The organism is Phreatobacter sp. GW821-FHT04C01 (assembly GCF_059420385.1).
In genome coordinates this window covers 137,096-161,320 of the sequence record NZ_JBWKTP010000010.1, presented here as the reverse complement: position 1 = coordinate 161,320, position 24,225 = coordinate 137,096, and the positions used below count along the sequence as shown (strand labels likewise).

The window sequence follows — 24,225 nt, the reverse complement described above, 5'->3', positions numbered from 1 at the left end:
GTCTCAGCCCAGCGCCGTGGTCTCGAAGGTCAGCCCGGAATAGAAGGTCAGCGCACCGGGCAGGTTCTTGAAGCCGGTGACGTCGCGGCGCATGGCGTAACCCTGGCTGCGCCAGGTGAGGCCGACGAACGGGGCCTGTTCGATCGCCACGCCCTCGAGCTCGCGATAGATGGCGCGGCGCTTGGCCTCGTCATATTCGGCGCGGCCGGCGGCGAACAGCTGGGTGATGCGATCGATCTTCAGATTGACGCTGCGCGAGAAGGATGGCGCCAGGCTGCCATCGACGAAATTGGCGAGGCCATCGGGGTCGTTGCTGTCGGCGGCCGTGCCCATCACGCCAATATCGAACTGGCCACGATTGCCGATGGCGACGCGGCTCGCCCAGTCGGGCAGGTTGAGCTCGGCCTTGATGCCGACGGCCGCCAGATGCTGCTGGACGATTTCGGCCGTGTCCTTGTGCATGCCGTATTGCGCGGTGGAAGCGAGCGAACAGGACAGGCCGTTCGGATGACCGGCCTCGGCCAGGAGCTTGCGCGACAGGTCCGGATCGTAGCGCCAGCCGTCCTTGAACTCGGCATTGTAGAAGGGGCTGTTCGGCGAGATCGGCAATTGCTGCAGCGGCGAGCCGCGTCCGGAAAAGGCCGCCTTGACCAGTTCGTCGCGCTTGACCGCATGGGCCACAGCGCGCCGCACGCGGGCATCGTTGAACGGCGGCCGGGCGCCGTTGAAGACCAGATACATGAAGGCGCCGTCGACCGCGTCCATGGACAGTTGCGGATTGGCGAGAATGGCGTCCATGGCCGGCCAGGGCACATATTCGATGAGATCGACATCGCCGGACTGCAGGGCGGCGACGCGCAGGTTCTCGTCGGCATAGGCGATGGCGCGAATGCCCTTCAGCTTGGGCAGGCCCGGCCGGTAGAACTTGTCATAGGCCTCGAGCGTCACCGAGACGCCGCGCTCCTGGGCCTTGACCACGAAGGGACCGGCACCGATGGCGGGGCCACGCGGCGGCGAATTGCGCGAGACAATCGGCAGGCGATAGCTCGCCATCGTATCCGGCAAGGTGATGCGCGGCTGTTTCATGAAGATCCGCACGGTGCGGTCGTCGGGCGTCTCGATCTTGTCGACGCCCTTCATCTCCTCGCGAAAATGCGCGGTGGAGCGGTCGGCGGCGATCTGCTCGATGTTCCAGCGCACATCCGCCGAGGTCACCTTCTCGCCGTTGTGGAAGGTGGCGTCGCGCAGCTTGAAGGTCCAGCCGGTGGTGCCCACCGGCTCCCAGGACTCGGCAAGCTCCGGGCGCAGATTGCCGTCCGGCCCGTAGGAGGTCAGGCCGCGAAAGGTCATCAGCTTGATGGTCGCCGCCGCCGTGCCGTTATTGACCCAGGGCTCGAGGCTCGGCGGATAACTGGACAGGCCGAAGGTCAGAATGCCAGGCGTCCTCGCCTTGGCACCGGGAATGCGGAGGAACGGCACGGCGCCGGCGGCGGCGCCCGCGAGAACGGCTCGACGGCTCGGATGGAAAGCCATGCGGAATTCTCCTCTGGTTTTTTGACTCTGGCCTTTTGGCTCTGGTCTTTTTTCGGACGATGCGTGTGTCCGGATGCGGCCGCCGACCGAGCGCGACAGGCGCGCCGGACCGGCACCCGCCTCAGGCCTCGTGGTGATAGACGTCGCGCGCCGTGGCCGGGCTGATCGCCCCTTCGGCAAGGTCGCGCGCCACGGCCTTGGCGTCGCGGCCCTCGGCCGGGCCGTAACCGCCGGCGCCCGGACTGACCACGGCAAACCATTGGCCGGCCTTCAGGACGCCGCTGTCGCGGTCGAAGGTCACGCCCGGGCCGCATTCGATGGCGCCCTGGCCGCCTTCGCCGCCGCCGAGCAGGCCCCAGTTGCGCGACCGGAGCCTGGAAACGTCGACCCGCACCCGGCAGTCCTGATCGGCCCGGTAAACCCGGCGCAAACCCATGCCGCCACGATAGGTGCCGGGGCCGCCGGAATCGGAGACCAGTTCGTAGCGCATCAGGGTCAGCGGATATTCGATCTCGAGCGCCTCGACCGGCAGGTTCGAGGTGTTGGTGACGTGAACATGCACGCCGTCGAGGCCGTCCTTGGTCGCCCGCGCGCCGTTGCCGCCGCCCATGGTCTCCAGATAGACCCAGATCGAGCCGTCCTCCGGGCGGGTGCCGATGAAGGTCGCGACCGTGCAGGTGGAGTTCGAGCAGGCGGTGACCCGATCCGGCACCGCCTGGGCGAGCGCGCCGAGGATCAGATCGGACACCCGCTGGCAGGTCTGCACCCGCCCGTTGACGGCCGCCGGGTGGACGCAGTTGAGGATGCTGCCTTGACGTGCGGTGATGGTCAGCGGCCGCGCCAATCCGGCATTGGGCAGGATGGTGGGGTCGACCACCGACTTGACCACGTAATAGGCGGTCGCCAGCAGCGCGGTATAGGTCATGTTCAACCCGGCCCTCAGCTGGTCCGGCGCATCGAAATGCAACGACATGGCATCGCCGCGAATGGTCACCTCGACCGACAGCGGCAAGGTGTCCGTGATCTCCGGATTGTCGAAGACGTCGTCGAAACGCCAGGTACCGTCGGGCATTGCGGCGATGCCGGCGCGCATCTTGCGCTCGGCATAGTCGAGCAGCGCGGCACCCGCCGCCAGCACCGTTTCGGCGCCATATTTGGCGCAGAGCGCCTGGAAGCGCTGGACGCCGACCCGGTTGGCCGCCATCTGGGCGCGCAGGTCCGACAGGCGCTCGCGCGGGACCTGGCAGTTCAGCAGGATGAGGTCCTGGACGTCCTTCTGCAGCACGCCGGCGCGATAGAGCCGAACGGGGGGGATGCGCAGGCCCTCCTGGTAGATATGGGCATGGCCGCGATCGGCGAAATCGGAATGATGCGCCAGGTTGACGGTCCAGGCGGCGATGCGGCCCTCGACGAAGATCGGCTCGGCCAGCACGATATCGGGCAGATGGGTGCCGCCGCCCTCATAGGCGTCATTGCCGACGAAGACATCGCCCGGCCGCATGTCCTCGGCCGCGTGCAGGCGCAGAATGTGCGGCACGATGCCGATGAAGCTGCCGAGATGGATCGGAATATGCTCGGCCTGGCAGAGCGTATTGCCCGCGACATCGAACAGCGCGGTCGAGCAGTCCCGCCGCTCCTTGATATTGGTGGAATAGGAGGCGCGGATCAGCGCCTCGCCGGTTTCCTCGACGATCGACGACAGGGACGCGCCGATGACCTCGACGGTGATCGGATCGAGCGCGATCGATGGACGCGGCTGGACGGCCAGGGTCATGCCGAAACTTCCATGATGAGGTTGAGATAGGCGTCGATGCGGGCGGTCATGCCAGGCGGCACGACCGTCGTCGTATCCATCTGCTCGACAATCGCCGGGCCGGCGAAGCGGTTACCGGGCTCGAGCTTGTCGCGGCCATAGACCGGTGTGTCGACGAAGTCGCCGGCTTCCGGAAACCAGACGGGCCGGCGTCCGATGACCGCGCCCGAGGCATCCGGTCCGCCATCGGGATAGGCCTTCAGCTCGGCCTTGGGTACGACGCCGGTCGCCTCCAGCCGCAAGGTGACGAGCTGGACCGGCTCGCCTTCGGCAATGAAGCCGTAGCGCTGCTTGTGCGAGTCCGCGAAGCCGGCGGCGAGGGCCTGGATCGTCGCCGCCGTGATCGGCCCATCCGGCAGAGGCACGGCGAGCTCGTAGTTCTGGCCGGCATAACGCATGTCGGCGGTGCGGGTCAGGCGACGGGCGGGAGCATCGATCTCCTCCTCGTGGAACCAGTCCTCGGCGCGGCGGGTGAGCCCGGCGAAGACCTGCGCGACCTCCTCGGTCGAGGCGGAGGTCGCCGGCAGGAGCTTGGTCGCGGCGAAATCGGCGCGCAGATCGGTGAGCAGCAGGCCCATGGCGCAGAGGATGCCGGGATTGCGTGGCACCAGGACACGCCTCATGTCCAGCTCCTTGGCCAGGCGCGCCGCGTGAAGGGGCCCTGCCCCGCCAAAGGCCATCATGGTGTAGTCGCGCGGGTCATAACCGCGCTGCACCGAAATGACCCGAATGGCCCGCGCCATATTGGCGGTCACCACCGAGATGATGCCCTGGGCCGTTTCCATCACACCGAGCCCGAGCTTGTCGGCGAGCGCTGCGATCGAGGCCTTGGCGAGGTCCTGGCGCACCGCCATGCGGCCGCCGAGCAGATAGTCCGGATTCAACGTCTGCAGCACGACATTGGCGTCGGTGGTCGCCGGCTCGGTATTGCCGCGATCGTAGCAGACCGGCCCCGGATCGGCGCCGCAGCTGCGCGGACCGACCTTCAGGAAGCCGCCGGCGTCGATATGGGCGATCGAGCCGCCGCCGGCGCCGACCGTGTGAATGTCGAGCATGGGCGCCTTGACCGGATAGCCGTGGATCACCGCTTCCGAAGTCAGCTTGCAGAGCCCGCCGGTCAGCAGCGCGACATCGGTCGAGGTGCCGCCCATGTCGAAGGTAATCAGGTCTTCGAAACCGGCGAGCTTGCCGATGGCCTGGGCTCCGACGACCCCGGTCGAGGGTCCGGACAGCACCGTGCGCACCGGCATGTCGGCGGCGGTGGAGAAGCCGATGACACCGCCGTTCGACTGGGTCAGGTGCGGCGTGGCGGTGACGCCGAGCGCCGACAGGCGCGGGGTCAGGCGCTCGATATAGTTGCGCATGACCGGGCCGAGATAGGCGTTCAGCACCACCGTGGACAGGCGCTCGAATTCACGGAACTCGGGCGCGATCTCATGGCCGGCCGAGATGAAGGCATCGGGATGTTCCTCGCGCAGGATCGCGACGGCCCGGCGCTCGTGTTCGGGCCGGATGAAGCCATAGAGGAAGGACACCGCGATCGCCTTGACACCGGCGGCTTTCAGCGCCCGCGCCGCGGCCCGCACCCGGTCCTCGTCGAGCACCGTCTCGATGCTGCCGTCGTGGCGGACCCGCTCGGGGACTTCATGGCGCAGATCCCGCGACACCAGCGTCGGCGGCTTGTCGGCCTGCATGTCATAGAGGTCGGGGCGCTTCTGCCGGCCGATCTCCAGCAGATCGCGAAAGCCGTCCGAGGTGACGAGCCCGGTGGCGACGCCGCGATGCTGGATCAGGGCATTGGTCGCGACCGTCGTTCCGTGGCCGAAATAGGAGACGGCGGCCCCGGCCTTCTCGCCCTGGTCGGGAACAACGAGGCGGATGCCCTCGTCGACACCCTGGGCGATGCCGCGCGACGGATCGTCGGGGGTCGAGGACACCTTCCAGACCTCGACCCGGCCCTCGTCCTCGTCGAACAGGCAGACATCCGTGAATGTGCCGCCGGAATCGACCCCTACACGCCACCGCGCCATGTTGGTTCCCTTGCCACCGACTTCGTATAGGAGCGAGACGATCTCCGGCGAGATGGGGACTGGCAAGAGAAAATATCGCCAGATTGAAGGAAATATGATAGATTATCGCTGACTGAAATCATTTCTCGTCAATGACAGAAGCATTTTCATTAGGTGGAATTCTATGGCGGAAGCTCACGGCAGCCTGCACCGCGCGATCGCCGTCCTCCGAAGCCTCGGCGCGGGCGAGGACTCCGGCCAGCGCCTGACCGAGCTGGCGGCCGCGGTGGACCTGCCGCGCCCGACGGCGCACCGCCTGCTGAAATCGCTGGTGAGCGAAGGCGTCGTCGCCTTCGATGTCAGGACGAAACGCTATTCGCTCGGCCTCGAACTGTTCCTGCTCGGCGCGCGCGCCGGCAATGTCGCGGGCCTGCGCGACATCTGCCGCTCCGCCTTGCTGCGCCTCACCGGCACGCTGGGCGAAACCCTGTTTTTGCTGGTGCGCAACGGCTACGAGGCGGTCTGCATCGACCGAAGCGCCGGCCCGTTGCCGATCCGCTCGTTCACCGGCGATATCGGCGGCAAGGTGATGCTCGGCATCGGCCAGGGGTCCACCGCCATCCTGGCTTTCCTGCCGCCCGACGAGCAGGACGAGGTGATCCGCCGCAACCTGCCGCGCATGCAGGAAATGGGCGATTTCGACGAGGCCTCGCTGCGCGGCAAGCTCGCCGAGGTGCGCCAGCGCGGCTATTGCTATCGCTGGTCCGGCCTGATCCCCGGCATGGCGGGTCTTGGCGTGCCGATCCTCGACCGGCGCGGCTACCCGCTCGCCTCAATCAGCATCGGCACCACCACCGACCGGCTGACCGAAGAACGCTGCGTCGAGCTCGCCAAGATCCTGCAGAGCGAGGTGCGCGGCATCGCCGAACGGGTCAATCCGTTCGACCCGACGCTCCGGCGGGCCAGTGCCGCGATGGAAATGACGCGCGGCTGATCCCCGGCGCGTCCGGCGACGATCAGCGCTGAACCGCTGTCATCGCGGCCGAGGGATAACGCGTGCCGGCGGCGGCGCCGGGCGGGATCGCCTGGTCCAGCAGCGCCAGGTCGGCTGGCTCCAGCGCCACGGCGAGAGCACCGACATTCTCGTCGAAGCGTGGCATCGACCGGGTGCCCGGGATGGTCACCACGTCCTTGCCCTGCGCCAGCACCCAGGCCAGCGCCAGTTGCGACGGCGTGCAGCCCTTGGCCGCGGCGAGCGCCTCGAACTGGCCGACCAATTCGCGGTTGCGGGCGAAATTCTCGCCCTGGAAACGCGGATGCGCCGCGCGCCGGCCGTCGACCTGCGACAAGTCGCGGATCATGCCGGTGAGAAAACCGCGGCCGAGCGGCGAATAGCCGACAAAGCCGACGCCGAGCGCCGCCGTGGTCTTGCGGGTCGCTTCGGCCTCGGCCCGATAGAGCAGCGAATATTCGGTCTGCACGGCGGCGACGGGATGCACCTTGTGCGCCCGGCCGATGGTCTCAGGGCTTGCCTCGGACAGGCCGATATGGCGCACCTTGCCCTGCTCGACCAGGCGCGCCATGGCGCCGACCGTCTCCTCGATCGGCACGGCCGGATCGACGCGGTGCTGATAGTAGAGGTCGATCACGGTCTCTCCGAGCCGCCTGAGGCTGGCCTCGCAGGCCTGGATGACATAATCGGGCCGGCCATTGACGCCGTTCGGGCCGCTTTCGCTGCGCGTCTGGCCGAATTTGGTGGCGAGCATCACCTGGTCACGACGGCCCTTGATGGCCCGCCCGACCAGTTCTTCGTTGTGACCCCAGCCATACATGTCGGCGGTGTCGAGATGATCGGCGCCACTGTCGATGGCATGCCGGATCAGCCTTTCGGAGGCCGCATCGTCCGCCTCGCCATAGACCCCGGAAAGCGGCATGCAGCCGAGCCCGATCGCCGAGACGACAAGTCCCCCGGAACCGAGCTTGCGACGTTCGACTGGCCCCGATTGCGTCCTGGTCATGCCCCATTCCTCCGGACTCGATGCAGCGGCGACAGATCTAGCCCGGCGCGCCGGCCATGGCTCTTCACATTCCGTCGATGACGCTCGCCCCGAAGGACCGGCCGCCATTTGCGACTTGCGAATGGAAAGTCAGGCCGCTATGCGTTCGGCCGATGACGTCGACCGAGCCGCCAGCCGACGAGTGCCCGATCGCCCGCACCATGCATTGCGTGGGCGAGTGGTGGAGCATCCTGATCCTGCGCGACGCCTTTCAGGGCCTCACCCGCTTCGACGAATTCCAGAAGAGCCTCGGCATCGCCAGCAATATCCTGGCGCGCCGCCTGAAGCATATGACCGAGATCGGGCTGTTCGAGCGCCGGCCCTATAGCCAAAGGCCACCGCGCTACGACTATGTCCTGACCGCGCGAGGCCGGGACTTCTTTCCCGTCGTCAGCGCCATGCTCGCCTGGGGCAATCGGCATCTGGCGCCCGAGGGCCCCTCGGTGGTGCTGGCCGGACGCGATTCGGGCCGGCCGGTCGAGCCCGTGGTGCTGGACGGACCAAGCCTCACGCCGGTAACGCTCGACACCGTCATCTTGACGGCCGGGCCCTGCGCCAGCGCGGGCATGATCGAGCGGCTCAATTCATTCAAGGCCTCGCGGCCGACAACCCTATCGACCGGACCGGGAGCCTGACATGCGCCGTATTGCCGTCACTGGAATGGGCCTCGTGTCGCCGCTCGGCTGCGGGGTGGACCTTGCCTGGTCGCGGCTGATCGCCGGCCGGTCCGGCATCCGGGCCCTGCCCGAGGCGATCGCCGCGCAATTGCCGGCCAAGATCGCCGGCAATGTGCAGGGCAAGGCGGAGGATCCCGAGGGCGGTTTCGACCCGGACCTCGCCGCCTCGCCCAAGGACCAGCGCAAGATGGACCGCTTCATCCTGTTCTCCCTGCTGGCCGCAGCGGAAGCCATCGGCCAGGCCGGCTGGAAACCCGCCGACGAGCACCAGCAGGAGCGCACCGCCACCATCATCGCCTCGGGCATTGGCGGCTTCCCGGCCATGGTCGAGGCGGTCAAGACGGTCGAGGCGCGCGGCGTGCGCCGACTGTCGCCGTTCACCGTGCCGTCCTTCCTGGTCAATCTCGCCGCCGGCCAGGTGTCGATCCATCACGGCTTCAAGGGCCCGCTCGGGGCCCCGGTCACGGCCTGCGCCGCGAGTGTCCAGGCGATCGGCGATGCCGCCCGGATGATCCACGCAGGCGAGGCCGATATCGCGCTGTGCGGCGGCAGCGAAGCCTGTATCGACGTCGTCAGCCTCGGCAGCTTCGCCGCCGCCCGCGCTTTGTCGACCGACTTCAACGAAACGCCGGAACGCGCCTCGCGGCCGTTCGACCAGCAGCGCGACGGCTTCGTCATGGGCGAAGGCGCCGGCATGCTGGTGATCGAGGCGCTCGACCATGCGCTGGCGCGCGGCGCCAAGCCGATCGCCGAACTGGTCGGCTATGGCACGACGGCCGATGCCTATCACATCACCTCGGGGCCCGAGGACGGCAGCGGCGCGCGCCGCTCGATGGCGGCGGCGCTCGCCCAGGCCGGCCTCAAGCCGAGGGACATCCAGCACCTCAATGCCCATGCCACCTCGACACCGGTCGGCGACCAGGGCGAGCTGGAAGCGATCAAGACGCTGTTCGGCCGCGACAAGCGCGTTGCCGTGACATCGACCAAATCCGCCACCGGCCACCTTCTGGGAGCCGCCGGCGGGCTCGAGGCGATCTTCACCATCCTGGCGCTGCGCGACCAGGTGGTGCCGCCGACCCTCAATCTCGACAATCCGGACCCGGGAGCCGAGGGCGTCGACCTGGTCGCCCGCATTGCCCGGCCGATGGCGCTGACCCACGCCATGTCGAACGGCTTCGGCTTTGGCGGCGTCAATGCCAGCGTCATCTTCAAGCGCTGGGCCTGAGACCGGCACGAACGCCGCCTCATGTGATGATGAGGGTGGTGCATCGCCTCGACAGGCTCTAAAGACGTCGCCCCATGCCTTTGCTGGTCAAAATCTGCGGGATCACCTCGATGCTCGCCATGGAAGCGGCGCTCGACGCGGGCGCCGACATGGTCGGCCTCGTGTTTTTCGCCAAGAGCCCGCGCAATGTCTCGCTGGCGACCGCCTGTACCCTGTCAGGCCGCACCTGCGGCCGCGCCGCCGTCGTGGCGCTGACCGTCGACCCGACCGACGATGCCATCGCCGACATCATGGCGAACCTCAAGCCCGATCTCATTCAGCTGCACGGCCATGAGACGCCGGAGCGGGTGGCGGATATCCGCCAGCGCTTCAAGGTGCGCGCCATGAAGGTGATCGGGGTCGCCGAGAAGGCCGATCTCGATGTCGTGCCGGCCTATGCGGCGGTCTCGGACCTCCTCCTGCTCGATGCCAAGCCGCCGAAAACAGCCGAGGCGCTGCCCGGCGGCAATGGCCTGCCGTTCGACTGGCGCCTCGTCGCCGGCCTTGACCCCGGCCGCCCGGTCATGCTTTCGGGGGGCCTCGATCCGGGCAATGTGGCAGATGCGATCAGGTTGACGCGGCTGTCAGGCGTCGATGTGTCGTCCGGGGTCGAAAGCGCGCCGGGCGTCAAGGATCCCGACAAGATCAGGGCCTTCGTGGCCGCCGCACGTCAGGCCGCCGCCGCGGTCGCCGGCGCAGGAGACAAGCGATGAACGTGCCGCCGAAACCCAATTCCTACCGCACCGGCCCGGATGATCGCGGCCGCTTCGGCATCTATGGCGGGCGCTTCGTCGCCGAAACGCTGATGCCGCTGATCCTCGACCTGGAAAAGGCCTATGCCGAGGCGAGGGTCGACCCGGCCTTCGCCAAGGAAATGACCGGCCACCTCACCCATTATGTCGGCCGTCCGAGCCCGCTCTATTTCGCCGAGCGGCTGACCGACCATTTCGGCGGCGCGAAGATCTACCTGAAGCGCGAAGAGCTGAACCATACCGGCTCGCACAAGGTGAACAATGTGCTGGGCCAGATCCTGCTGGCCCGCCGCATGGGCAAGAAGCGGATCATCGCCGAGACCGGCGCCGGCCAGCATGGCGTCGCCACCGCCACGCTCTGCGCCCGCTTCGGCCTGCAATGCGTGGTCTATATGGGCGCTGTCGACGTCGCCCGGCAGGCCCCCAACGTGTTCCGCATGAAGATGCTCGGCGCCGAGGTGGTGCCGGTTCAGTCGGGTGCGCGCACCCTGAAGGACGCCATGAACGAGGCGTTGCGCGACTGGGTGACCAATGTCGGCGACACCTTCTATTGCATCGGCACGGTCGCCGGCCCGCATCCCTATCCCGGCATGGTGCGCGACTTCCAGTCGATCATCGGCGACGAGACGCGGACGCAGATGCAAGCCGCCGAAGGCCGCCTGCCGGACAGCCTGATCGCCTGCGTCGGCGGCGGCTCCAACGCCATCGGCCTGTTCCACCCGTTCCTCGACGACCCTACCGTCGAGATCTACGGCGTCGAGGCCGCCGGCCACGGCCTGACCAAGCTGCATGCCGCTTCCATCGCCGGCGGCCGTGCCGGCGTGCTGCACGGCAACCGCACCTATCTCCTGATGGACGATGACGGCCAGATCCAGGAGGGCCATTCGATCTCGGCCGGCCTCGACTATCCCGGCATCGGCCCTGAACATTCCTGGCTGAACGATATCGGCCGGGTGAAATATCTCTCGGCCACCGACGACGAGGCGGTGGAAGCCTTCCAGCTGCTGTCCAAGATCGAAGGCATCATCCCGGCTCTCGAAAGCGCCCATGCGCTGGCCAAGGTCAAGGATCTGGCGCCGACCAAGCCCCGGGATCACCTGATGGTCGTCAACCTCTCCGGTCGCGGCGACAAGGACGTCCCGCAGGTCGCCGAAATCCTGGGAACCAAGCTGTGAGCACCCGCCTCGACACCCGCTTCGCCGATCTCGCCCGCGAGGGCCGCGCCGGCCTCGTCACCTATGTCATGGCCGGCGACCCCGATCGCGAGACCGCCCGCGCGATCCTGAAGGCCCTGCCCGGCGCCGGCGCCGACGTGATCGAGTTCGGCATGCCCTTCACCGACCCGATGGCCGATGGCCCGGCGATCCAGGCCGCCGGCCTGCGCGCGCTCGCCGGCGGCCAGACGCTGAAGAAGACGCTGGAGGACATCGCCTGGTTCCGCGCCAGCGACCAGACCACGCCGATCGTGCTGATGGGCTATTTCAACCCGGTCTATATCTATGGCGTCGAGGCCTTCCTCGCCGATGCCAAGGCCGCCGGCGTCGATGGGCTGATCGTGGTCGACCTGCCGCCGGAGGAAGATGCCGAGCTCTGCCTGCCGGCTCTGCAGGCCGGCCTCAACTTCATCCGGCTCGCGACCCCGACCACCGACGACAAGCGTCTGCCGACCGTGCTCACCAACACCTCCGGTTTCGTCTATTACGTCTCGATCACCGGCATTACCGGCATGGCGACGCCGAATTTCGACCGTACGGCCGAGGCCGTGGCCCGCATCAAGCGGCACACGACCCTGCCGGTCGCCGTCGGCTTCGGTGTCAAGAACGCCGATCATGCCGCGGCCGTCGCCCGTGGGGCCGATGCGGTGGTGGTCGGCTCGGCGCTGGTTGACGCGGTGAAATCCTCGCTTGACCAGGATGGCAAGGGCAGCGCGGGCACCGCGCAGGCGGTCGCCGATATCGTCGGCTCGCTGGCGGCCGGCGTGCGTGGCGCCCGCCGCACGGCGGAATGAGCCGGCCGCGGGCCTTGCCGCCTCGCGCGCAAGGCCCCGATAGCCTATATTGACCTCTTCACGGCTGCTTGCGGCCGTTGCTCCCATGAAATTGTTTGCGACCGCAGGCGGTCGCCTGTCCCAGGACCCGCAGATGAACTGGATCACCGACGTTCTTCCCCCGAAGATCCGATCGTTCCTGAAGCGCGATACGCCGGAAAACCTTTGGGTGAAATGCCCCGAGACCGGCCAGATGGTCTTCCACAAGGACCTGGAGACCAATCTCTTCGTGATTCCCGGCTCCGGCGTGCATATGCGCATGGGCTCGACCGCCAGGCTCAAGTCGGTCTTCGACAACGGCACCTGGTTCGACGTGCAATTGCCCGACGCACCGGCCGACCCGCTGAAGTTCCGCGACGAAAAGCGCTATGTCGACCGCATCAAGGATGCGCGCGCCAAGACCGGCATGAACGATGCCATCAAGGTCGGCTACGGCAAGCTGGAGGGCCTCGCGGTCACCGTCGCCGTCCAGGACATGGATTTCATGGCGGGCTCGCTCGGCACCGCCGCCGGTGAAGCCATCGTCAAGGGCATGATGACCGCGGTCGAGAAGAACACGCCCTTCATCATCTTCACCGCGTCGGGCGGCGCGCGCATGCAGGAGGGCATCCTGTCGCTGATGCAGATGCCGCGCACCACGGTCGCCGTCCAGGCGCTGCGCGCCGCCAAGCTGCCCTATATCGTCGTGCTGACCAATCCGACCACGGGTGGCGTCACCGCCAGCTATGCCATGCTCGGCGACGTGCATATCGCCGAACCGGGCGCCCTGATCGGCTTCGCCGGACCGCGGGTGATCGAGCAGACCATCCGGGAGAAGCTGCCGGAAGGCTTCCAGCGCGCCGAATACCTGAAAGACCACGGCATGGTCGACCTGGTGGTGCATCGCCATGAGCTGCGCGAGACGCTCGCCCGCCTCTGCCGCGTGCTGACCAAGGCGCCGCCGGCGAGCGCCGCCGAGGCGGCCTGACGCGCATCACCTTCGCGCCGAGGCGTCTTTCCGGCGCCATCGGCGCGTAGCATTGTCCGTGCAGGAACGGCCATCTCCCGTCGTGAACACGCTTGCCATGACCCCTATCGACGCGATCCTGGAGCGGCTGACCAAGCTGCATCCGAAACTGATCGACATGTCCCTCGATCGCATGCACCGGGTGCTGAAGGCGCTCGGCCATCCGGAACGGCAATTGCCGCCGGTGATCCATGTCGCCGGCACCAATGGCAAGGGCTCGACCACGGCCTTTTCGCGCGCGCTGCTGGAAGCGTCCGGGCGCAGCGTGCATGTCTATACCTCGCCGCATCTGGTGCGGTTCCACGAGCGCTACCGGATCGGAAAGCCTGATGGCGCCAGGATCGTCGACGACCAGGCGCTGGCCGAGGTGCTGCTCGAGGTCGAGCGGGTCAATGCCGGCGAGCCGATCACCCAGTTCGAGATCACCGCGGCCGCCGGCTTCGTGCTGTTTGCCCGCAATCCCGCCGATGCGGTGATCCTGGAGGTCGGCATGGGCGGCAGGCTGGACGCCACCAATGTCATCACCCGGCCGGCGGTGACGGTGATCACGCCCGTCTCGATGGATCACGCCGATTATCTCGGCGACACCGTCGCCAAGATCGCCGGCGAAAAGGCTGGAATCCTGAAACGCGGACGGCCCTGCGTGGTGGCCCGCCAGACGCCCGAGGCGCTCGCAGTCATCGAGGAGATGGCCGAGCGCCAGCGGGCGCGCCTGCTGGTTTCCGGCCTCGACTGGTTCGCCCGCGAGGAAAACGGCCGCTTCGTCTATCAGGACGAGGACGGCCTGGTCGATGCCGCGCCGCCCCGGCTGATCGGCGCCCACCAGTTCGAGAATGCCGGCACCGCCATCGCCGCGGTGAAGACCGCCGGCTTCGCGCTGAGCGACGCGGCGATCGAACAGGGGCTGCAGACGGTCGAATGGCCGGCGCGACTGCAGAACCTCGGCAAGGGCAAGCTCGCCAGGCAATTGCCCGACGACAGCGAGATCTGGCTCGACGGCGGCCATAATCCCGGTGGCGGCGAGGTGCTGAGCGAGGCGATCGCCCGGATGGCGGCGCGCGATCCGCGCCCCCTGGTGATGGTGCTGGGCATGATGTCGACCAAGGATCCGCGCGGATTCCTGGACTATTTCAAGCGGCTGCAGCCGAAGATCTTCACCATGCCGTTCAGCCACCCGGTGGCGCTGACGCCGGAGGATCTGGCCGCCGCCGCGCGTTCGATCGGGCTCGACGCGACGGCCACCGGCAGCCTCGGCGAGGCGCTGGCCGCCGTCCGCGCCCTGCCCGCCGGCTCCGTCCCGCCGCGGGTGCTGATCACCGGCTCGCTTTATCTCGCCGGCGACGTGCTGGCCGCCGACGGCTGGCAGCCGCGCTGACCGGGGTGCCGAACCGCGCGGCCACACGAGATCGGTCGTTGCGCCGGAGGTGAAGGCATCATGGGATCGCGCTTTTCGGCCAGCGCCAGACGGTTGGCGATCGTGCTGCTCTCGTCCGCGCTTGCCTCCGGCGCGGCGGCGGACGTGCCCGCCTCCTCGGCCACGCACCTGCGCATGGCCTATGTTGCGCTCGACGGCCTGATACGGCGCGCACGGCCGAGTGGCACGCTGCCACGATGGTCCGAACCGGACAGTGCCAAAGTCCTGGAGCAATTGTGGGACGCGCCGGCGATCCTGGGCCGGCCGCCCTACACGTCGAAAGACGTGCCCCTGCTGCTCGATATCCTGCAGAAGCAGATCCAGATCCTGAAGACCTACGCCCTGTTCCCGGCCGGCCCCGGCATGGCGCCGGACACCGTGCGCAATGCGACCGAGTTCCAGGACGAGATCACCCGCGCGCAGGTGTTCCTGATCAAGACGAGCGCGGTCGCCTTGGCCGCGATGAACGACGCCGTCGGGCAGCTGGGGCCGCTCGGCATGACCGACATGCGCCGCCAGGCGCCTGCGCCGGACACAGCGCGGCATCCAGGAATTCGTCACCGGCGCCGTCGTCGCCTTGCGCAATCCGGCCTTGCGCCCGGCCAATCAGGCAGTGCTCGCCGAGAGCCTGCGCGACAACGCCGCGGCACTGGCCAGCGCGATGCCGCGCAGCGACCGCGCCCCGCTGCTCGCAACGATCCAATTGGCGCTGCCGGCGCTCGGACCGACCGCCCGGGCGCCGATGCAAAGCGTCGTCGCGACCTTATCCGCGGCACCTTGCGACCGCCTCTGCGCGCTGGAATGACGGTTCGACGGCCGGCCCGGCGCGATCGCGACGGCTCATGGCGGCCAGGGTCGGCTTGCCTGCCCGCGCCGGGCATGCGCTGATCCTGCCCATGCCACGCTCTGTCCTTGCCCATGTGTTCGTCGCGATGCTCGCAGTCTCGATCCCTGCGGTCGGAGCCTCGGCGCAATCCTTCACGTCGAGCGAGCTCGCCGCGATCGATCGCCGGTGCCGGGCGACCGCTGCACATCCACCCTCGCCGCTCGCCGTCGAGATCGCCGCGACGGCCTCCCGCGAGCACGAGGGTTTCGGCGGCCATGTGATCGATCGCGACGGCCGCATGCTGCGCTTCGGCGCGGTCGAGTCCGAGGCATTCCGGGACGAAGCGGCCGGGCGCGGCGTGCCCTGGCGCCAGGTCCTGCGCTTCTGGGAGACGCTCGGCCCGATCGACGGCGCGCCGCTGCAACTGCGCGGCTTTCCGGGCCTCGCCGACGATGCCAGCGCCAGCCAGCCGGCCGATCTGACGCCACTCGCCGGTCTCCTGGACCGGCTCAAGCGATCGAGCCTGGCGGCACCGGAGCGCGAGGCACTGGTTCAGGCGGCGACACGCGCGGCCATCGTCGACGTCCCCTGGTCGGCGGCCTTCGTCTCGCATGTCGTCTTGACCGCCGGCGCGGCGCGCTCGCGGTTTTCAGCGGCCATCGCCCATGTCGACTATGTCAGCGAAGCCGCGCGCCGGTCGCGTGACGAGGCTGGCGGCCAGGCCGCCACCGCCTTCTACCGCGCCTGCGACCCGCGCCGCACGCCGATGCGGCCTGGTGATTTGCTGTGCATGCATCGCCACGCGAGCGCCGAGATCGACGCGCTCCAGCTCTCCGGAGGCGTTTTCGCCGGTCTCACCGCGGCCCTGGCGCGCGGCGAGCGACCCGTCTGGAACCTGCATTGCGACGTCGTGACCGGCCGGGATCCGGGCCGCCGCACCGCCACCATCATCGGCGGCAACGTGCTGCAATCGGTGACCCGGCGCGATCTCAGGACCGACCGGCGCGGCGCGCTGGCGCGGGTCCGGTCGGCGCCCGCCTGCCTCGACAATACCGGGCCCGGGCCGCTGTGCCGGCCGGAATCGGCGCCCTGGTTCGTGCTGCTGCAAACGACCGACGAAGCCGTGCCCTGAGATCCGGGCGGCCTGCGGACTAGGCGTCCCGGGGCTTCAGCAGGAGCATGCAGGCCCAGGTTCCGACTGCGGCCGCCAGCACCATCACCACCATGGGGGTGGCGCTGACATAGGCACCGACCAGGCTGCCGGCGATCTGGGCGGCTATAGCGCCGAGCCCCATCTGGGAAAAGCCGACAATGCCCGAAGCCGAGCCAACCGCATGCTGGTTGACGCTGACGGCGCCGGCGACCGCGGCGGGCAACTGCAGGCCGTTGGCGAAGGCGATGCCGGCCTGCGGCAGGAACAGCATGGCCGGATGGGTCATCAGGCCGGAAAAGGCGATGCCCGACTGGACGAGCGCCGCGATGATCATCAGGACGCAGCCCCAGGCGATCAGCCGGTCGCCGCCGAGCCGCATCGAATAGCGACCCGAGACCGCATTGCCGACCATGTAGCCGCCGGCATTGGCCATGAACCACAGGCCATAGGACGTCGAGCTCTCGCCCATGACGCTGACGACGACATGCGGCGCGCCGCCGACAAAGGCGAAAAAGGTCACCGAGGAGACCGCGCCGATGCCGAGATAGCCGAGGAAATTGCGGTCGGTCATCAGCATGCGCGTGTCCCGGATCATCTCGGTCAGGGTCGGCGAGGACACGCTGGCCCGGGTTTCCGGCAGGCCGAAAAAGGCGGCGGCGAGCGCCAGCGCGGTGACGCCCGCGGTCGCCACGAAGATCCAGCGCCAGCCGACCGTTTCGTTGAGCAGGCCGCCGATCGACGGCGACAGCATGGGCGCCACCACCATGGCCATCGTGACCCAGCCGATCATCGACGCCGAACGGTCGCGATCGAACACGTCGCGGATCACCGCGCGGCCGACCACCAGGCCGGCGGAAGCGCCGAGCGACTGCAACACGCGGGCAACGATCAGCCAGCCGATGCTGGAGGCGACGGCCGCCACCAGGCTCATGGAGCAGGTGACGATCAGGGCCCCGATCATCACCGGACGCCGGCCATAACGATCGGAGAGCGGTCCATGGACCAATTGGGCGCAGGCCATGCCGGCCAGATAGAGCGTGATGGTGAGCTGAACGATGCCGGGGTCGGCGTTGAAATAGCGCGCCAGCGCCGGCACCGCCGGCAAGGGAAGATTGAGCGCCATCGGGCCGATGGCGGTCAGGACCACCAATAGCGGCACGAGTACGCGCGGAGACAGGCGGGGATCGGGCATGAACTGCTCTGAATGAGGAAGGTCATGTCGCGCATAGGTGGCAGCAGGTCAAGCCAAGGCCGCCGATTGGTTGGCATGCCGACAATTTAGCTGCCGAAGTGAAGCCTGCGTCCTCAGGTCGGGGAAAGGCCGGCCCGGCGGTTCGGCCGCCTCGCAACGGCCGCGCATGCCGGGGCGAAGCCGAACGCGCTCGAACCGTCATGACGGTGATCCCCGTAGCGCCCCGAAGACCCAGGGGCTAAGCTGGCTATGCCCAGCCACCAACAGCACTCGGAGGAGCGCTGCCATCGGTGTCTCGGTCGTCCAACGGGAATATGTCCTCGAGGAGAAAGCCATGTTGAGCAGGCGACGGCTGTTGAAGGCGTCGGTCGGGACGGCTTTGGGGCTGGGTGGGGGGCTGATCGGCCGATCCGGCGAGCCCGCCTTTGCGGCCGAAACGGTCACTCTTCCCTTCGCCAATGGCGAAAGACCACTCGTCAAATTCCCCGGCAAGCGGCCGTTGATCGGGCTGACGGCACGCCCGCCGCAGCTCGAGACGCCGTTCAGCGTCTTCGACGAGAGCATCCTGACGCCGAACGATGCCTTCTTCGTGCGCTATCACCTCGCCGATATCCCGCTCGACATCGACCCCGATACGTTCCGGCTGGAAATCAAGGGCAAGGTCGACAAGCCCCTGTCGCTTTCGCTTCAGGACCTGAAGACGGGCTTCGAGCAGATCGATCTCGTTGCCGTCCACCAATGCTCCGGCAATAGCCGCGGCATGATCGAGCCGCGCGTCGCGGGCGGCCAGCTCTATCATGGCGCCATGGGCAATGCCCGGTGGCGCGGCGTGTCGCTCAAGGCCGTGCTCGACAAGGCCGGCATCCAGGCCGGAGCAGTGCAGATCACCTTCAACGGCATGGACGGCCCGGCCCTGCCCGAGACCCCCGATTTCGTCAAGGCGCTCGACATCGACCATGCCCGCGACGGCGAAGTCATGCTGGCCTACGCCATGAACGGCGATGACCTGCCCTGGCTCAACGGCTATCCGCTGCGCCTGGTGGTCCCCGGTTATTTCGGCACCTACTGGGTCAAGCACCTCAACGAAATAACCGTCCTGGACAAGGTCTTCGACGGCTTCTGGATGAAATCGGCCTACCGCATTCCGGATAATGCCTGTGCCTGCACGGAGCCCGGCAAAGCCCCGGCCGCCACCGTGCCGATCAACCGCTTCAACGTGCGCTCGTTCATCACCAATGTGCGCGACGGCGCGACCGTCAGGGCCGGAACCGAGCTGCCATTGCGCGGCATCGCCTTCGATGGCGGCGACGGCATCACCGACGTCGCCGTCTCCGCCGACGGCGGCCGATCCTGGCAGACGGCCCGGCTTGGCGACAATCTCGGCAAATACTCCTTCCGGGCATGGCAGGCCGCGGTGACGCTCGCCAAGGGCGAAAACAAGCTCATGGTGCGCGCCACGAACCGGATCGGCCAGTCGCAACCGATGGAGGCCCTGTGGAACCCGGCCGGCTACATGCGCAACGTCGTCGAGACGACGCGCGTGACGGCGACGTGAAAGGGCGCGAGATGACGAAACTCTCGATGATCTCCGGCGCCATCCTGGTCACGGCGGCCTGGGCCGGCATCGCCTGGGCGGCGCCAAGGACCTATCAACTGCCCGAGGAAACCACCGAGTTCAGGCCCGGCCCCGGCTCGGAGGTCGCCCAGAACAATTGCATGGCCTGCCATTCGGTCGACTACATCGCGTTCCAGCCGCCTCGAAAGGGACGGACATTCTGGGAGGCCGAGGTCCAGAAGATGATCCACGTCTATCGTGCCCCGATCGACGAGGCCGATGCCAAGACGATCATCGACTACCTCTCCGCGACCTACTGATCACGACGGCCGGCGACGGCTCAATTCGCCGCGGTAATGCCGGCAGCCCGGATCAGCCGCCCCCATTTGGCCACCTCGCGCTCCAGCTGCGCCCGGGTTTCCGCCGGTCCGCGCCGCCCCGGCGGGTAGGCCAGCGTGCCGAGCTCGTCGAAACGCGCCAGGATCACCGGATCCTGCAACGCCTTTTCCAGCGCCGCATGAAGCGTCTCGATGATGGCCCTCGGCGTGCCTTTGGGTGCGTAGATGGCGTGCCAGACGGTGACGTCGAAGCCGGCGAGACCGGCCTCCTGCAAGGTCGGAACCTCGGCGAGCTGGCTCACCCGTTCGGGCACGGTGACGGCATGGGCGCGAATCCGGCCACCCTGGATCTGCGGGATCGAATTGGTGGTCTGGTCGCACATCATGTCGATCTGGCCGCCGACCAGGTCGTTCATCGCCGGGCCGGCGCCGCGATAGGGGATCTCGTTGACCTTCACGCCGAGCATGGACTGCAGCAGCATGATGCACAGATGCGAGCCGGCGCCGACGCCGGAATGCCCCATGCTGACCCGGTCCTTGTTCTCGCGGACATAGGCGATCAGCTCGGCGATGTTGCGCGGCGCGAGCGCCGGTTTCGAGACCAGCACGTAAGGCCCGGAATTGACCAGGCCGATGGGCTCGAAATCGGTCAGCGTGTCATAGCTCAGGCGCGGATAGAGAGTAGCTCCCGCGGCCAGGGCCAGATGGTGGATCAGCAGCGTGTAGCCGTCGGGCGCGGCGCGCGCCACGCGGGCGGCCGCCACCGTGCCGCCGGCACCGGCCGCGTTCTCGACGACGATCTGCTGGCCGAGCGTCTGCGACATGGACTGGCCGACCAAGCGGGCAAAGACATCGGTCGAGCCGCCGGCCGCGAAGGGCACGATCAGCGTGATCGGCCGGTCGGGATAGGACTGGGCGCTTGCCGACGCGCCGAATGACAAGGCCGCGACAACAGCCGCGGCGGCAAGACGAAGCATGGAACCCTCCCCCGAATCGAAACGCCAGGACCCTTCTTGGCGAGGCCCTGGCGTCGATGCTGCGACATCCCCGCGCGCCTGTCACCTCGGGCGGCCGGGCGCGGTCATGGCGCCTCAGTTGGAGGCGGTCACACCGGATTCACGGATGACCCTGCCCCATTTCGCCACCTCCGCTTCGAGCTGGGCCCGTGCTTCGGCCGGTCCGCGCCGCCCCTCGGGATAAGCCGTCGTGCCGAGATCGGCGAAACGGGCCAGAACCTGCGGATCTTTCAACGCAACTTCCAGCGCGGCATTGAGCCTGGCGAGGACGGGCGCCGGCGTGCCGCGCGGCGCGTAGACCGCATGCCAGATGGTGATCTCGAAGCCGGGCAGGCCGGCCTGCTGCAAGGTCGGCAGGTTGGGCAATTGCGACACCCGCTCGGTCGAGGTCACGGCATAGGGACGCACGCGCTCGCCCTGGATCTGCGGCATGGAATTGGTGGTCTGGTCGCACAGCACGTCGATCTGGCCGGCGAGCAGGTCGTTCATCGCCGGACCGGTGCCGCGGTAGGGGATCTCGTTGACCTTCACCTTCAGCGCCGACTGCAGCAGCATGTTGCAGAGATGGGCGCCGGAGCCGACGCCGGCATGGGCCAGCGACACGTCGCGGCCCTTGGCCTTCAGGTAGGCCAGCAGGTCGGCAATGTTGCGCGTCGGCAGGTCGAGCTTGGAGATCAGGACGAAGGGCCCCTGGTTGACCAGGCCGACCGGCTCGAAATCCTTCAGGGTGTCATAGGGAAGGTTGGGATAGAGCGAGGCCCCGGCGGCGAGCGCCAGGTGATGGATCAAGAGGGTATAGCCGTCGGGCGCCGAGCGCGCCGCACGGGCCGCGCCGGTGGTGCCGCCGGCGCCGCCGACATTCTCGATCACCACGGCCTGGCCGAGGGTCTGCGACATGGACTGGGCCAGCAGGCGGCCGAGCACATCGGACGGGCCGCCGGCGGCAAAGGGCACGATCAGGGTAACGGGACGATCGGGATAGGTCTGGGCCGCGGCCGGCGCGGCGAGAGAGGCGGCTACAACAAAAGCGGCGGCAAGAGCGCCGGCAACCTGGCGACGAAGCATTCATTCCTCCACGTGGCTTGGACGGCATTGTCGTTCGTGGGTGTCCGGCCCGTCGATCCGGCACTCATCGTAGATCCGATAGATAATGGAAGCTGTCTGTGCGGCACAAAGAGACACGCCATTCTACCGGCGTACCCTCGAGATCTGCGGCTACCCGGTCGATGATCAACACCGGTGTGCCGGCATCGAGGCCGAGAAGCTTGGCGTCGTCCGGCGGGCAGGCGACCGCCTTCAAGGTCTCGGTGGCGCGGGCGATGGTCGCGCCGTAGCGTGCGGCATAGAGCCCGTAGAGATTGTTGGGCATCGGTTCCTCGTGCTCGAGGCCGGCGAAACGCTCGGCCGGCACCACGATCGTCTCGGAAATCACGCGCTCGCCGCCCAGCGACCGGACGCGCCGGATGGCGACGACGAAGGCGCGGGCCGGCAATGCCAGCTTGGCCCGCACCGCCGCGTCCGCCGGGATGCGCGCGACCGACTGGACATCGCTGTCGGGAAATTCGCGCGCGCCGCCGTCGCGCGACAGCTTGAAGAACTGGAACAGCACCCGGTCATCGTCATGGGAGGCGACGAAGGTGCCGCGCCCCTGGCGGCGGACCAGCAGGTTCTCGCCGGTCATCTCGTCCAGCGCCTTGCGCACCGTGCCCTGGCTGACCGCCAGTTCATGGGCGATCTGGAATTCGCTCGGGATCAACTGGCCGGTCTGCCAACGGCCGTCGGCGATGCGCCGGACCAGCATGTCCTTGACCTGACGGTAGAGCGGCCGGAATCCGACGACATCCGCCTCGCCGCCCTCCCGTCCATCGCGCTCCGCCGCCATGCGCAAGCTCCCTCACGACCCGCGTTGACACTCTAGCGGCTCTTATGTCTTATACAAGACCCAAGCTCAGAGAAGCTCAACAGCGGCGAGGAACGGTCATGGGCGCCCCCCATCTCTTGGTTCATGAAAAGAAGGACACCGTCGGCGTCGTGGTGGTGGAAGGCCTGAAGGCCGGCACCGACATGCTGGCGGTGATCACCCACGACAATTCCGACTTCCGCATCACCGCGAAGCAGGACATTCCGATCGGCCACAAGGTGGCGCTCAAGGATATCAAGAAGGGCGACACGATCTGGAAATACGGCCAGGACATCGGCAAGGCCATCGCCGACATCAAGGCCGGACAGCACGCCCACATCCACAATATCAAGACGAAGCGCTGGTGAGGACTGAAACGATGTCGTTGATGGTCGCGAATTTCGATCTCGTCCAGCGCAAGCTGAAATCCGTGAAGGGCCGCAAGATCGAGGCCGAAGGCTTCAAGGCCCCCATCGTCAAGCGCCCGACCGGCCGCGCGCTGGACAGCTTCATGGGCTGGCGCCGCGAAAACGGCCGCGTCGGCGTGCGCAACCTCGTCCTGCTGCTGCCGCTCGACGATCTCTCGAACGCGGCTTGCGAAGCGGTCGCCAACAATATCAAGGGCACGCTGGCCATTCCGCACGCCTATGGGCGGCTGCAGTTCGGCGAAGACCTGGAGGTCCATTTCCGCACGCTGATCGGCACCGGCTCCAATCCGAACGTCGCGGCCGTGGTGGTCATCGGCATCGAGGACCAGTGGACCAAGCGCGTGGTCGACGGCATCGCCAAGACCGGCAAGCCGGTGGTCGGCTTCGGCATCGAGGGCCATGGCGATATCGCCACCATCGCCAAGGCGAGCTATGTCGCCAAGGAATTCGTCCAGTGGTCGACCGAGCTTGCCCGCGAGAAATGCGGCATCGAGGAATTGTGGGTCTCGACCAAATGCGGCGAGAGCGACACCACCACCGGCCTGTCGTCCTGCCCGACGGTGGGCAACATGTATGACAAGCTGATCCCGCGTGGCATCTATGGCGTGTTCGGCGAAACCTCGGAGATCACCGGCGCCGAGCACCTGTGCAAGGCACGGGCGGCGACGCCCGAGGTCGGCGAGCGCTGGTACAAGATGTGGAAGGCCTATCAGGACGACGTCATCGAGGCGCACAAGACCGACGATCTCTCCGACAGCCAGCCGACCAAGGGCAATATTGCCGGCGGCCTGACGACGATCGAAGAGAAGGCGCTCGGCAATCTCGAGAAGATCGGCCGCGAATGCCGCTATATCGACATCCTCGAACCGGCCGAAGCGCCGGCCAAGGGTGCCGGCCTCTATTACATGGACACGTCGTCGGCGGCTGCCGAATGCGTGACCTTGATGGCCGCGGGCGGCTATGTGATCCACACCTTCCCGACCGGCCAGGGCAATGTCATCGGCAATCCGATCGTGCCGGTCATCAAGATCACCGGCAACCCGAAGACCATGCGGACCATGCCCGAGCATATCGACGTCGATGTGTCCGGCGTGCTGAAGCGGACCATGACGATACCGCAGGCCGGCGATGCATTGATCGAAAACATCGTGCGCACGGCCAATGGGCGCTTGACCTCGGCGGAGGCCCTGGGCCATCGCGAGTTCTCGATGACCAAGCTCTATCGCTCGGCCTGACCCTCACCCG

At 67.6% G+C, this 24,225-nt stretch carries 22 protein-coding genes; 14 read left to right on the top strand and 8 right to left on the bottom strand.

Annotated features, from left to right (window positions below; all coding sequences use genetic code 11):
• Window positions 1-3 precede the first annotated feature (3 nt).
• From AC07WJ_RS29875 to AC07WJ_RS29865, 3 genes are all read right to left on the bottom strand, one after another.
• On the bottom strand, window positions 4-1,533 hold the full coding sequence (locus AC07WJ_RS29875) for an ABC transporter substrate-binding protein (RefSeq protein ID WP_494938354.1): 1,530 nt from the start codon (window positions 1,531-1,533) through the stop codon (window positions 4-6).
• Between the two features lie 121 nt (window positions 1,534-1,654).
• On the bottom strand, window positions 1,655-3,307 hold the full coding sequence (locus AC07WJ_RS29870) for a hydantoinase B/oxoprolinase family protein (RefSeq protein ID WP_494938353.1): 1,653 nt from the start codon (window positions 3,305-3,307) through the stop codon (window positions 1,655-1,657).
• A complete protein-coding gene (locus AC07WJ_RS29865) occupies window positions 3,304-5,376 on the bottom strand; it encodes a hydantoinase/oxoprolinase family protein (RefSeq protein WP_494938352.1) in 2,073 nt (690 codons plus the stop codon). Before AC07WJ_RS29865 ends, AC07WJ_RS29870 begins: the two co-directional genes overlap by 4 nt.
• Window positions 5,377-5,539: 163 nt before the next feature.
• Here AC07WJ_RS29865 and AC07WJ_RS29860 point away from each other — a divergent pair, with 163 nt between their 5' ends.
• Complete coding sequence (locus tag AC07WJ_RS29860) at window positions 5,540-6,349, top strand: IclR family transcriptional regulator (protein WP_494938351.1); 810 nt, start codon at window positions 5,540-5,542, stop codon at window positions 6,347-6,349.
• Between the two features lie 22 nt (window positions 6,350-6,371).
• Here AC07WJ_RS29860 and AC07WJ_RS29855 read toward each other — a convergent pair whose 3' ends face one another.
• Window positions 6,372-7,373 (bottom strand): aldo/keto reductase, encoded by a 1,002-nt coding sequence (locus AC07WJ_RS29855; RefSeq protein ID WP_494938350.1) that lies wholly within the window; start codon window positions 7,371-7,373, stop codon window positions 6,372-6,374.
• Between the two features lie 152 nt (window positions 7,374-7,525).
• On the opposite strand from AC07WJ_RS29855, the gene AC07WJ_RS29850 reads away from it, so the two are divergent.
• From AC07WJ_RS29850 to AC07WJ_RS29810, 9 genes are all read left to right on the top strand, one after another.
• On the top strand, window positions 7,526-8,047 hold the full coding sequence (locus AC07WJ_RS29850; protein WP_494938349.1) for a winged helix-turn-helix transcriptional regulator: 522 nt from the start codon (window positions 7,526-7,528) through the stop codon (window positions 8,045-8,047).
• A gap of 1 nt (window position 8,048) precedes the next feature.
• Window positions 8,049-9,314 carry a beta-ketoacyl-ACP synthase II gene (fabF, locus tag AC07WJ_RS29845; RefSeq protein ID WP_494938348.1) on the top strand — a complete coding sequence of 422 codons (1,266 nt, stop codon included), beginning with the start codon at window positions 8,049-8,051 and terminating at the stop codon, window positions 9,312-9,314.
• A gap of 74 nt (window positions 9,315-9,388) precedes the next feature.
• Window positions 9,389-10,066 (top strand): phosphoribosylanthranilate isomerase, encoded by a 678-nt coding sequence (locus AC07WJ_RS29840; RefSeq protein ID WP_494938347.1) that lies wholly within the window; start codon window positions 9,389-9,391, stop codon window positions 10,064-10,066.
• A complete protein-coding gene (trpB, locus tag AC07WJ_RS29835) occupies window positions 10,063-11,280 on the top strand; it encodes a tryptophan synthase subunit beta (protein WP_494938346.1) in 1,218 nt (405 codons plus the stop codon). The genes AC07WJ_RS29840 and trpB overlap by 4 nt, the downstream gene beginning before the upstream one ends.
• Window positions 11,277-12,113 carry a tryptophan synthase subunit alpha gene (gene trpA, locus AC07WJ_RS29830; RefSeq protein ID WP_494938345.1) on the top strand — a complete coding sequence of 279 codons (837 nt, stop codon included), beginning with the start codon at window positions 11,277-11,279 and terminating at the stop codon, window positions 12,111-12,113. The genes trpB and trpA overlap by 4 nt, the downstream gene beginning before the upstream one ends.
• Window positions 12,114-12,246: 133 nt before the next feature.
• Window positions 12,247-13,119, top strand: coding sequence for an acetyl-CoA carboxylase, carboxyltransferase subunit beta (gene accD / locus AC07WJ_RS29825; protein ID WP_494938344.1), 873 nt, complete (start codon window positions 12,247-12,249; stop codon window positions 13,117-13,119).
• A gap of 97 nt (window positions 13,120-13,216) precedes the next feature.
• Window positions 13,217-14,533 carry a bifunctional folylpolyglutamate synthase/dihydrofolate synthase gene (locus AC07WJ_RS29820; RefSeq protein WP_494938343.1) on the top strand — a complete coding sequence of 439 codons (1,317 nt, stop codon included), beginning with the start codon at window positions 13,217-13,219 and terminating at the stop codon, window positions 14,531-14,533.
• Window positions 14,534-14,593: 60 nt separating this feature from the next.
• Complete coding sequence (locus tag AC07WJ_RS29815) at window positions 14,594-15,460, top strand: hypothetical protein (protein WP_494938342.1); 867 nt, start codon at window positions 14,594-14,596, stop codon at window positions 15,458-15,460.
• 8 nt (window positions 15,461-15,468) lie between these two features.
• The gene (locus tag AC07WJ_RS29810) at window positions 15,469-16,530 is read left to right on the top strand and encodes a DUF2272 domain-containing protein (protein ID WP_494938341.1); all 1,062 of its coding nucleotides are present in this window, start codon (window positions 15,469-15,471) and stop codon (window positions 16,528-16,530) included.
• 19 nt (window positions 16,531-16,549) lie between these two features.
• Here AC07WJ_RS29810 and AC07WJ_RS29805 read toward each other — a convergent pair whose 3' ends face one another.
• Window positions 16,550-17,743: a multidrug effflux MFS transporter gene (locus AC07WJ_RS29805; protein ID WP_494938340.1), complete on the bottom strand. Its 1,194-nt coding sequence runs from the start codon at window positions 17,741-17,743 to the stop codon at window positions 16,550-16,552.
• A 334-nt stretch (window positions 17,744-18,077) separates the two neighbouring features.
• On the opposite strand from AC07WJ_RS29805, the gene sorA reads away from it, so the two are divergent.
• Together sorA and sorB are read left to right on the top strand one after the other, a co-directional pair.
• Window positions 18,078-19,298 (top strand): SorA family sulfite dehydrogenase catalytic subunit, encoded by a 1,221-nt coding sequence (sorA, locus tag AC07WJ_RS29800; protein ID WP_494938339.1) that lies wholly within the window; start codon window positions 18,078-18,080, stop codon window positions 19,296-19,298.
• Between the two features lie 11 nt (window positions 19,299-19,309).
• The gene (gene sorB / locus AC07WJ_RS29795) at window positions 19,310-19,618 is read left to right on the top strand and encodes a SorB family sulfite dehydrogenase c-type cytochrome subunit (protein ID WP_494938338.1); all 309 of its coding nucleotides are present in this window, start codon (window positions 19,310-19,312) and stop codon (window positions 19,616-19,618) included.
• Window positions 19,619-19,638: 20 nt separating this feature from the next.
• On the opposite strand, the gene AC07WJ_RS29790 is transcribed toward sorB, so the two are convergent.
• The 3 genes from AC07WJ_RS29790 to AC07WJ_RS29780 form a co-directional block, all read right to left on the bottom strand.
• Window positions 19,639-20,613, bottom strand: a complete 975-nt coding sequence (locus AC07WJ_RS29790; RefSeq protein WP_494938337.1) for a tripartite tricarboxylate transporter substrate-binding protein — start codon at window positions 20,611-20,613, stop codon at window positions 19,639-19,641.
• Between the two features lie 114 nt (window positions 20,614-20,727).
• Entirely contained in the window at window positions 20,728-21,717 is a 990-nt protein-coding gene (locus AC07WJ_RS29785) for a tripartite tricarboxylate transporter substrate-binding protein (protein ID WP_494938336.1), read from the bottom strand.
• 64 nt (window positions 21,718-21,781) lie between these two features.
• Complete coding sequence (locus AC07WJ_RS29780; protein ID WP_494938335.1) at window positions 21,782-22,534, bottom strand: GntR family transcriptional regulator; 753 nt, start codon at window positions 22,532-22,534, stop codon at window positions 21,782-21,784.
• 98 nt (window positions 22,535-22,632) lie between these two features.
• Between AC07WJ_RS29780 and AC07WJ_RS29775 the strand changes: the two genes are divergently transcribed.
• Window positions 22,633-22,920: a UxaA family hydrolase gene (locus tag AC07WJ_RS29775; RefSeq protein ID WP_494938334.1), complete on the top strand. Its 288-nt coding sequence runs from the start codon at window positions 22,633-22,635 to the stop codon at window positions 22,918-22,920.
• Window positions 22,921-23,063: 143 nt separating this feature from the next.
• Entirely contained in the window at window positions 23,064-24,215 is a 1,152-nt protein-coding gene (locus AC07WJ_RS29770) for a UxaA family hydrolase (RefSeq protein ID WP_494938492.1), read from the top strand.
• Window positions 24,216-24,225 lie beyond the last annotated feature (10 nt).

What these genes read in the sequence shown, in the direction of transcription:
- AC07WJ_RS29875 (WP_494938354.1), bottom strand. Translation starts at nt 1,533, where the DNA reads ATGGCTTTCCATCCGAGCCGTCGAGCCGTTCTCGCGGGCGCCGCCGCC.
- AC07WJ_RS29870 (WP_494938353.1), bottom strand. Translation starts at nt 3,307, where the DNA reads ATGACCCTGGCCGTCCAGCCGCGTCCATCGATCGCGCTCGATCCGATC.
- AC07WJ_RS29865 (WP_494938352.1), bottom strand. Translation starts at nt 5,376, where the DNA reads ATGGCGCGGTGGCGTGTAGGGGTCGATTCCGGCGGCACATTCACGGAT.
- AC07WJ_RS29860 (WP_494938351.1), top strand. Translation starts at nt 5,540, where the DNA reads ATGGCGGAAGCTCACGGCAGCCTGCACCGCGCGATCGCCGTCCTCCGA.
- AC07WJ_RS29855 (WP_494938350.1), bottom strand. Translation starts at nt 7,373, where the DNA reads ATGACCAGGACGCAATCGGGGCCAGTCGAACGTCGCAAGCTCGGTTCC.
- AC07WJ_RS29850 (WP_494938349.1), top strand. Translation starts at nt 7,526, where the DNA reads ATGACGTCGACCGAGCCGCCAGCCGACGAGTGCCCGATCGCCCGCACC.
- fabF (WP_494938348.1), top strand. Translation starts at nt 8,049, where the DNA reads ATGCGCCGTATTGCCGTCACTGGAATGGGCCTCGTGTCGCCGCTCGGC.
- AC07WJ_RS29840 (WP_494938347.1), top strand. Translation starts at nt 9,389, where the DNA reads ATGCCTTTGCTGGTCAAAATCTGCGGGATCACCTCGATGCTCGCCATG.
- trpB (WP_494938346.1), top strand. Translation starts at nt 10,063, where the DNA reads ATGAACGTGCCGCCGAAACCCAATTCCTACCGCACCGGCCCGGATGAT.
- accD (WP_494938344.1), top strand. Translation starts at nt 12,247, where the DNA reads ATGAACTGGATCACCGACGTTCTTCCCCCGAAGATCCGATCGTTCCTG.
- AC07WJ_RS29820 (WP_494938343.1), top strand. Translation starts at nt 13,217, where the DNA reads ATGACCCCTATCGACGCGATCCTGGAGCGGCTGACCAAGCTGCATCCG.
- AC07WJ_RS29815 (WP_494938342.1), top strand. Translation starts at nt 14,594, where the DNA reads ATGGGATCGCGCTTTTCGGCCAGCGCCAGACGGTTGGCGATCGTGCTG.
- AC07WJ_RS29810 (WP_494938341.1), top strand. Translation starts at nt 15,469, where the DNA reads ATGCCACGCTCTGTCCTTGCCCATGTGTTCGTCGCGATGCTCGCAGTC.
- AC07WJ_RS29805 (WP_494938340.1), bottom strand. Translation starts at nt 17,743, where the DNA reads ATGCCCGATCCCCGCCTGTCTCCGCGCGTACTCGTGCCGCTATTGGTG.
- sorA (WP_494938339.1), top strand. Translation starts at nt 18,078, where the DNA reads ATGTTGAGCAGGCGACGGCTGTTGAAGGCGTCGGTCGGGACGGCTTTG.
- sorB (WP_494938338.1), top strand. Translation starts at nt 19,310, where the DNA reads ATGACGAAACTCTCGATGATCTCCGGCGCCATCCTGGTCACGGCGGCC.
- AC07WJ_RS29790 (WP_494938337.1), bottom strand. Translation starts at nt 20,613, where the DNA reads ATGCTTCGTCTTGCCGCCGCGGCTGTTGTCGCGGCCTTGTCATTCGGC.
- AC07WJ_RS29785 (WP_494938336.1), bottom strand. Translation starts at nt 21,717, where the DNA reads ATGCTTCGTCGCCAGGTTGCCGGCGCTCTTGCCGCCGCTTTTGTTGTA.
- AC07WJ_RS29780 (WP_494938335.1), bottom strand. Translation starts at nt 22,534, where the DNA reads ATGGCGGCGGAGCGCGATGGACGGGAGGGCGGCGAGGCGGATGTCGTC.
- AC07WJ_RS29775 (WP_494938334.1), top strand. Translation starts at nt 22,633, where the DNA reads ATGGGCGCCCCCCATCTCTTGGTTCATGAAAAGAAGGACACCGTCGGC.
- AC07WJ_RS29770 (WP_494938492.1), top strand. Translation starts at nt 23,064, where the DNA reads ATGGGCTGGCGCCGCGAAAACGGCCGCGTCGGCGTGCGCAACCTCGTC.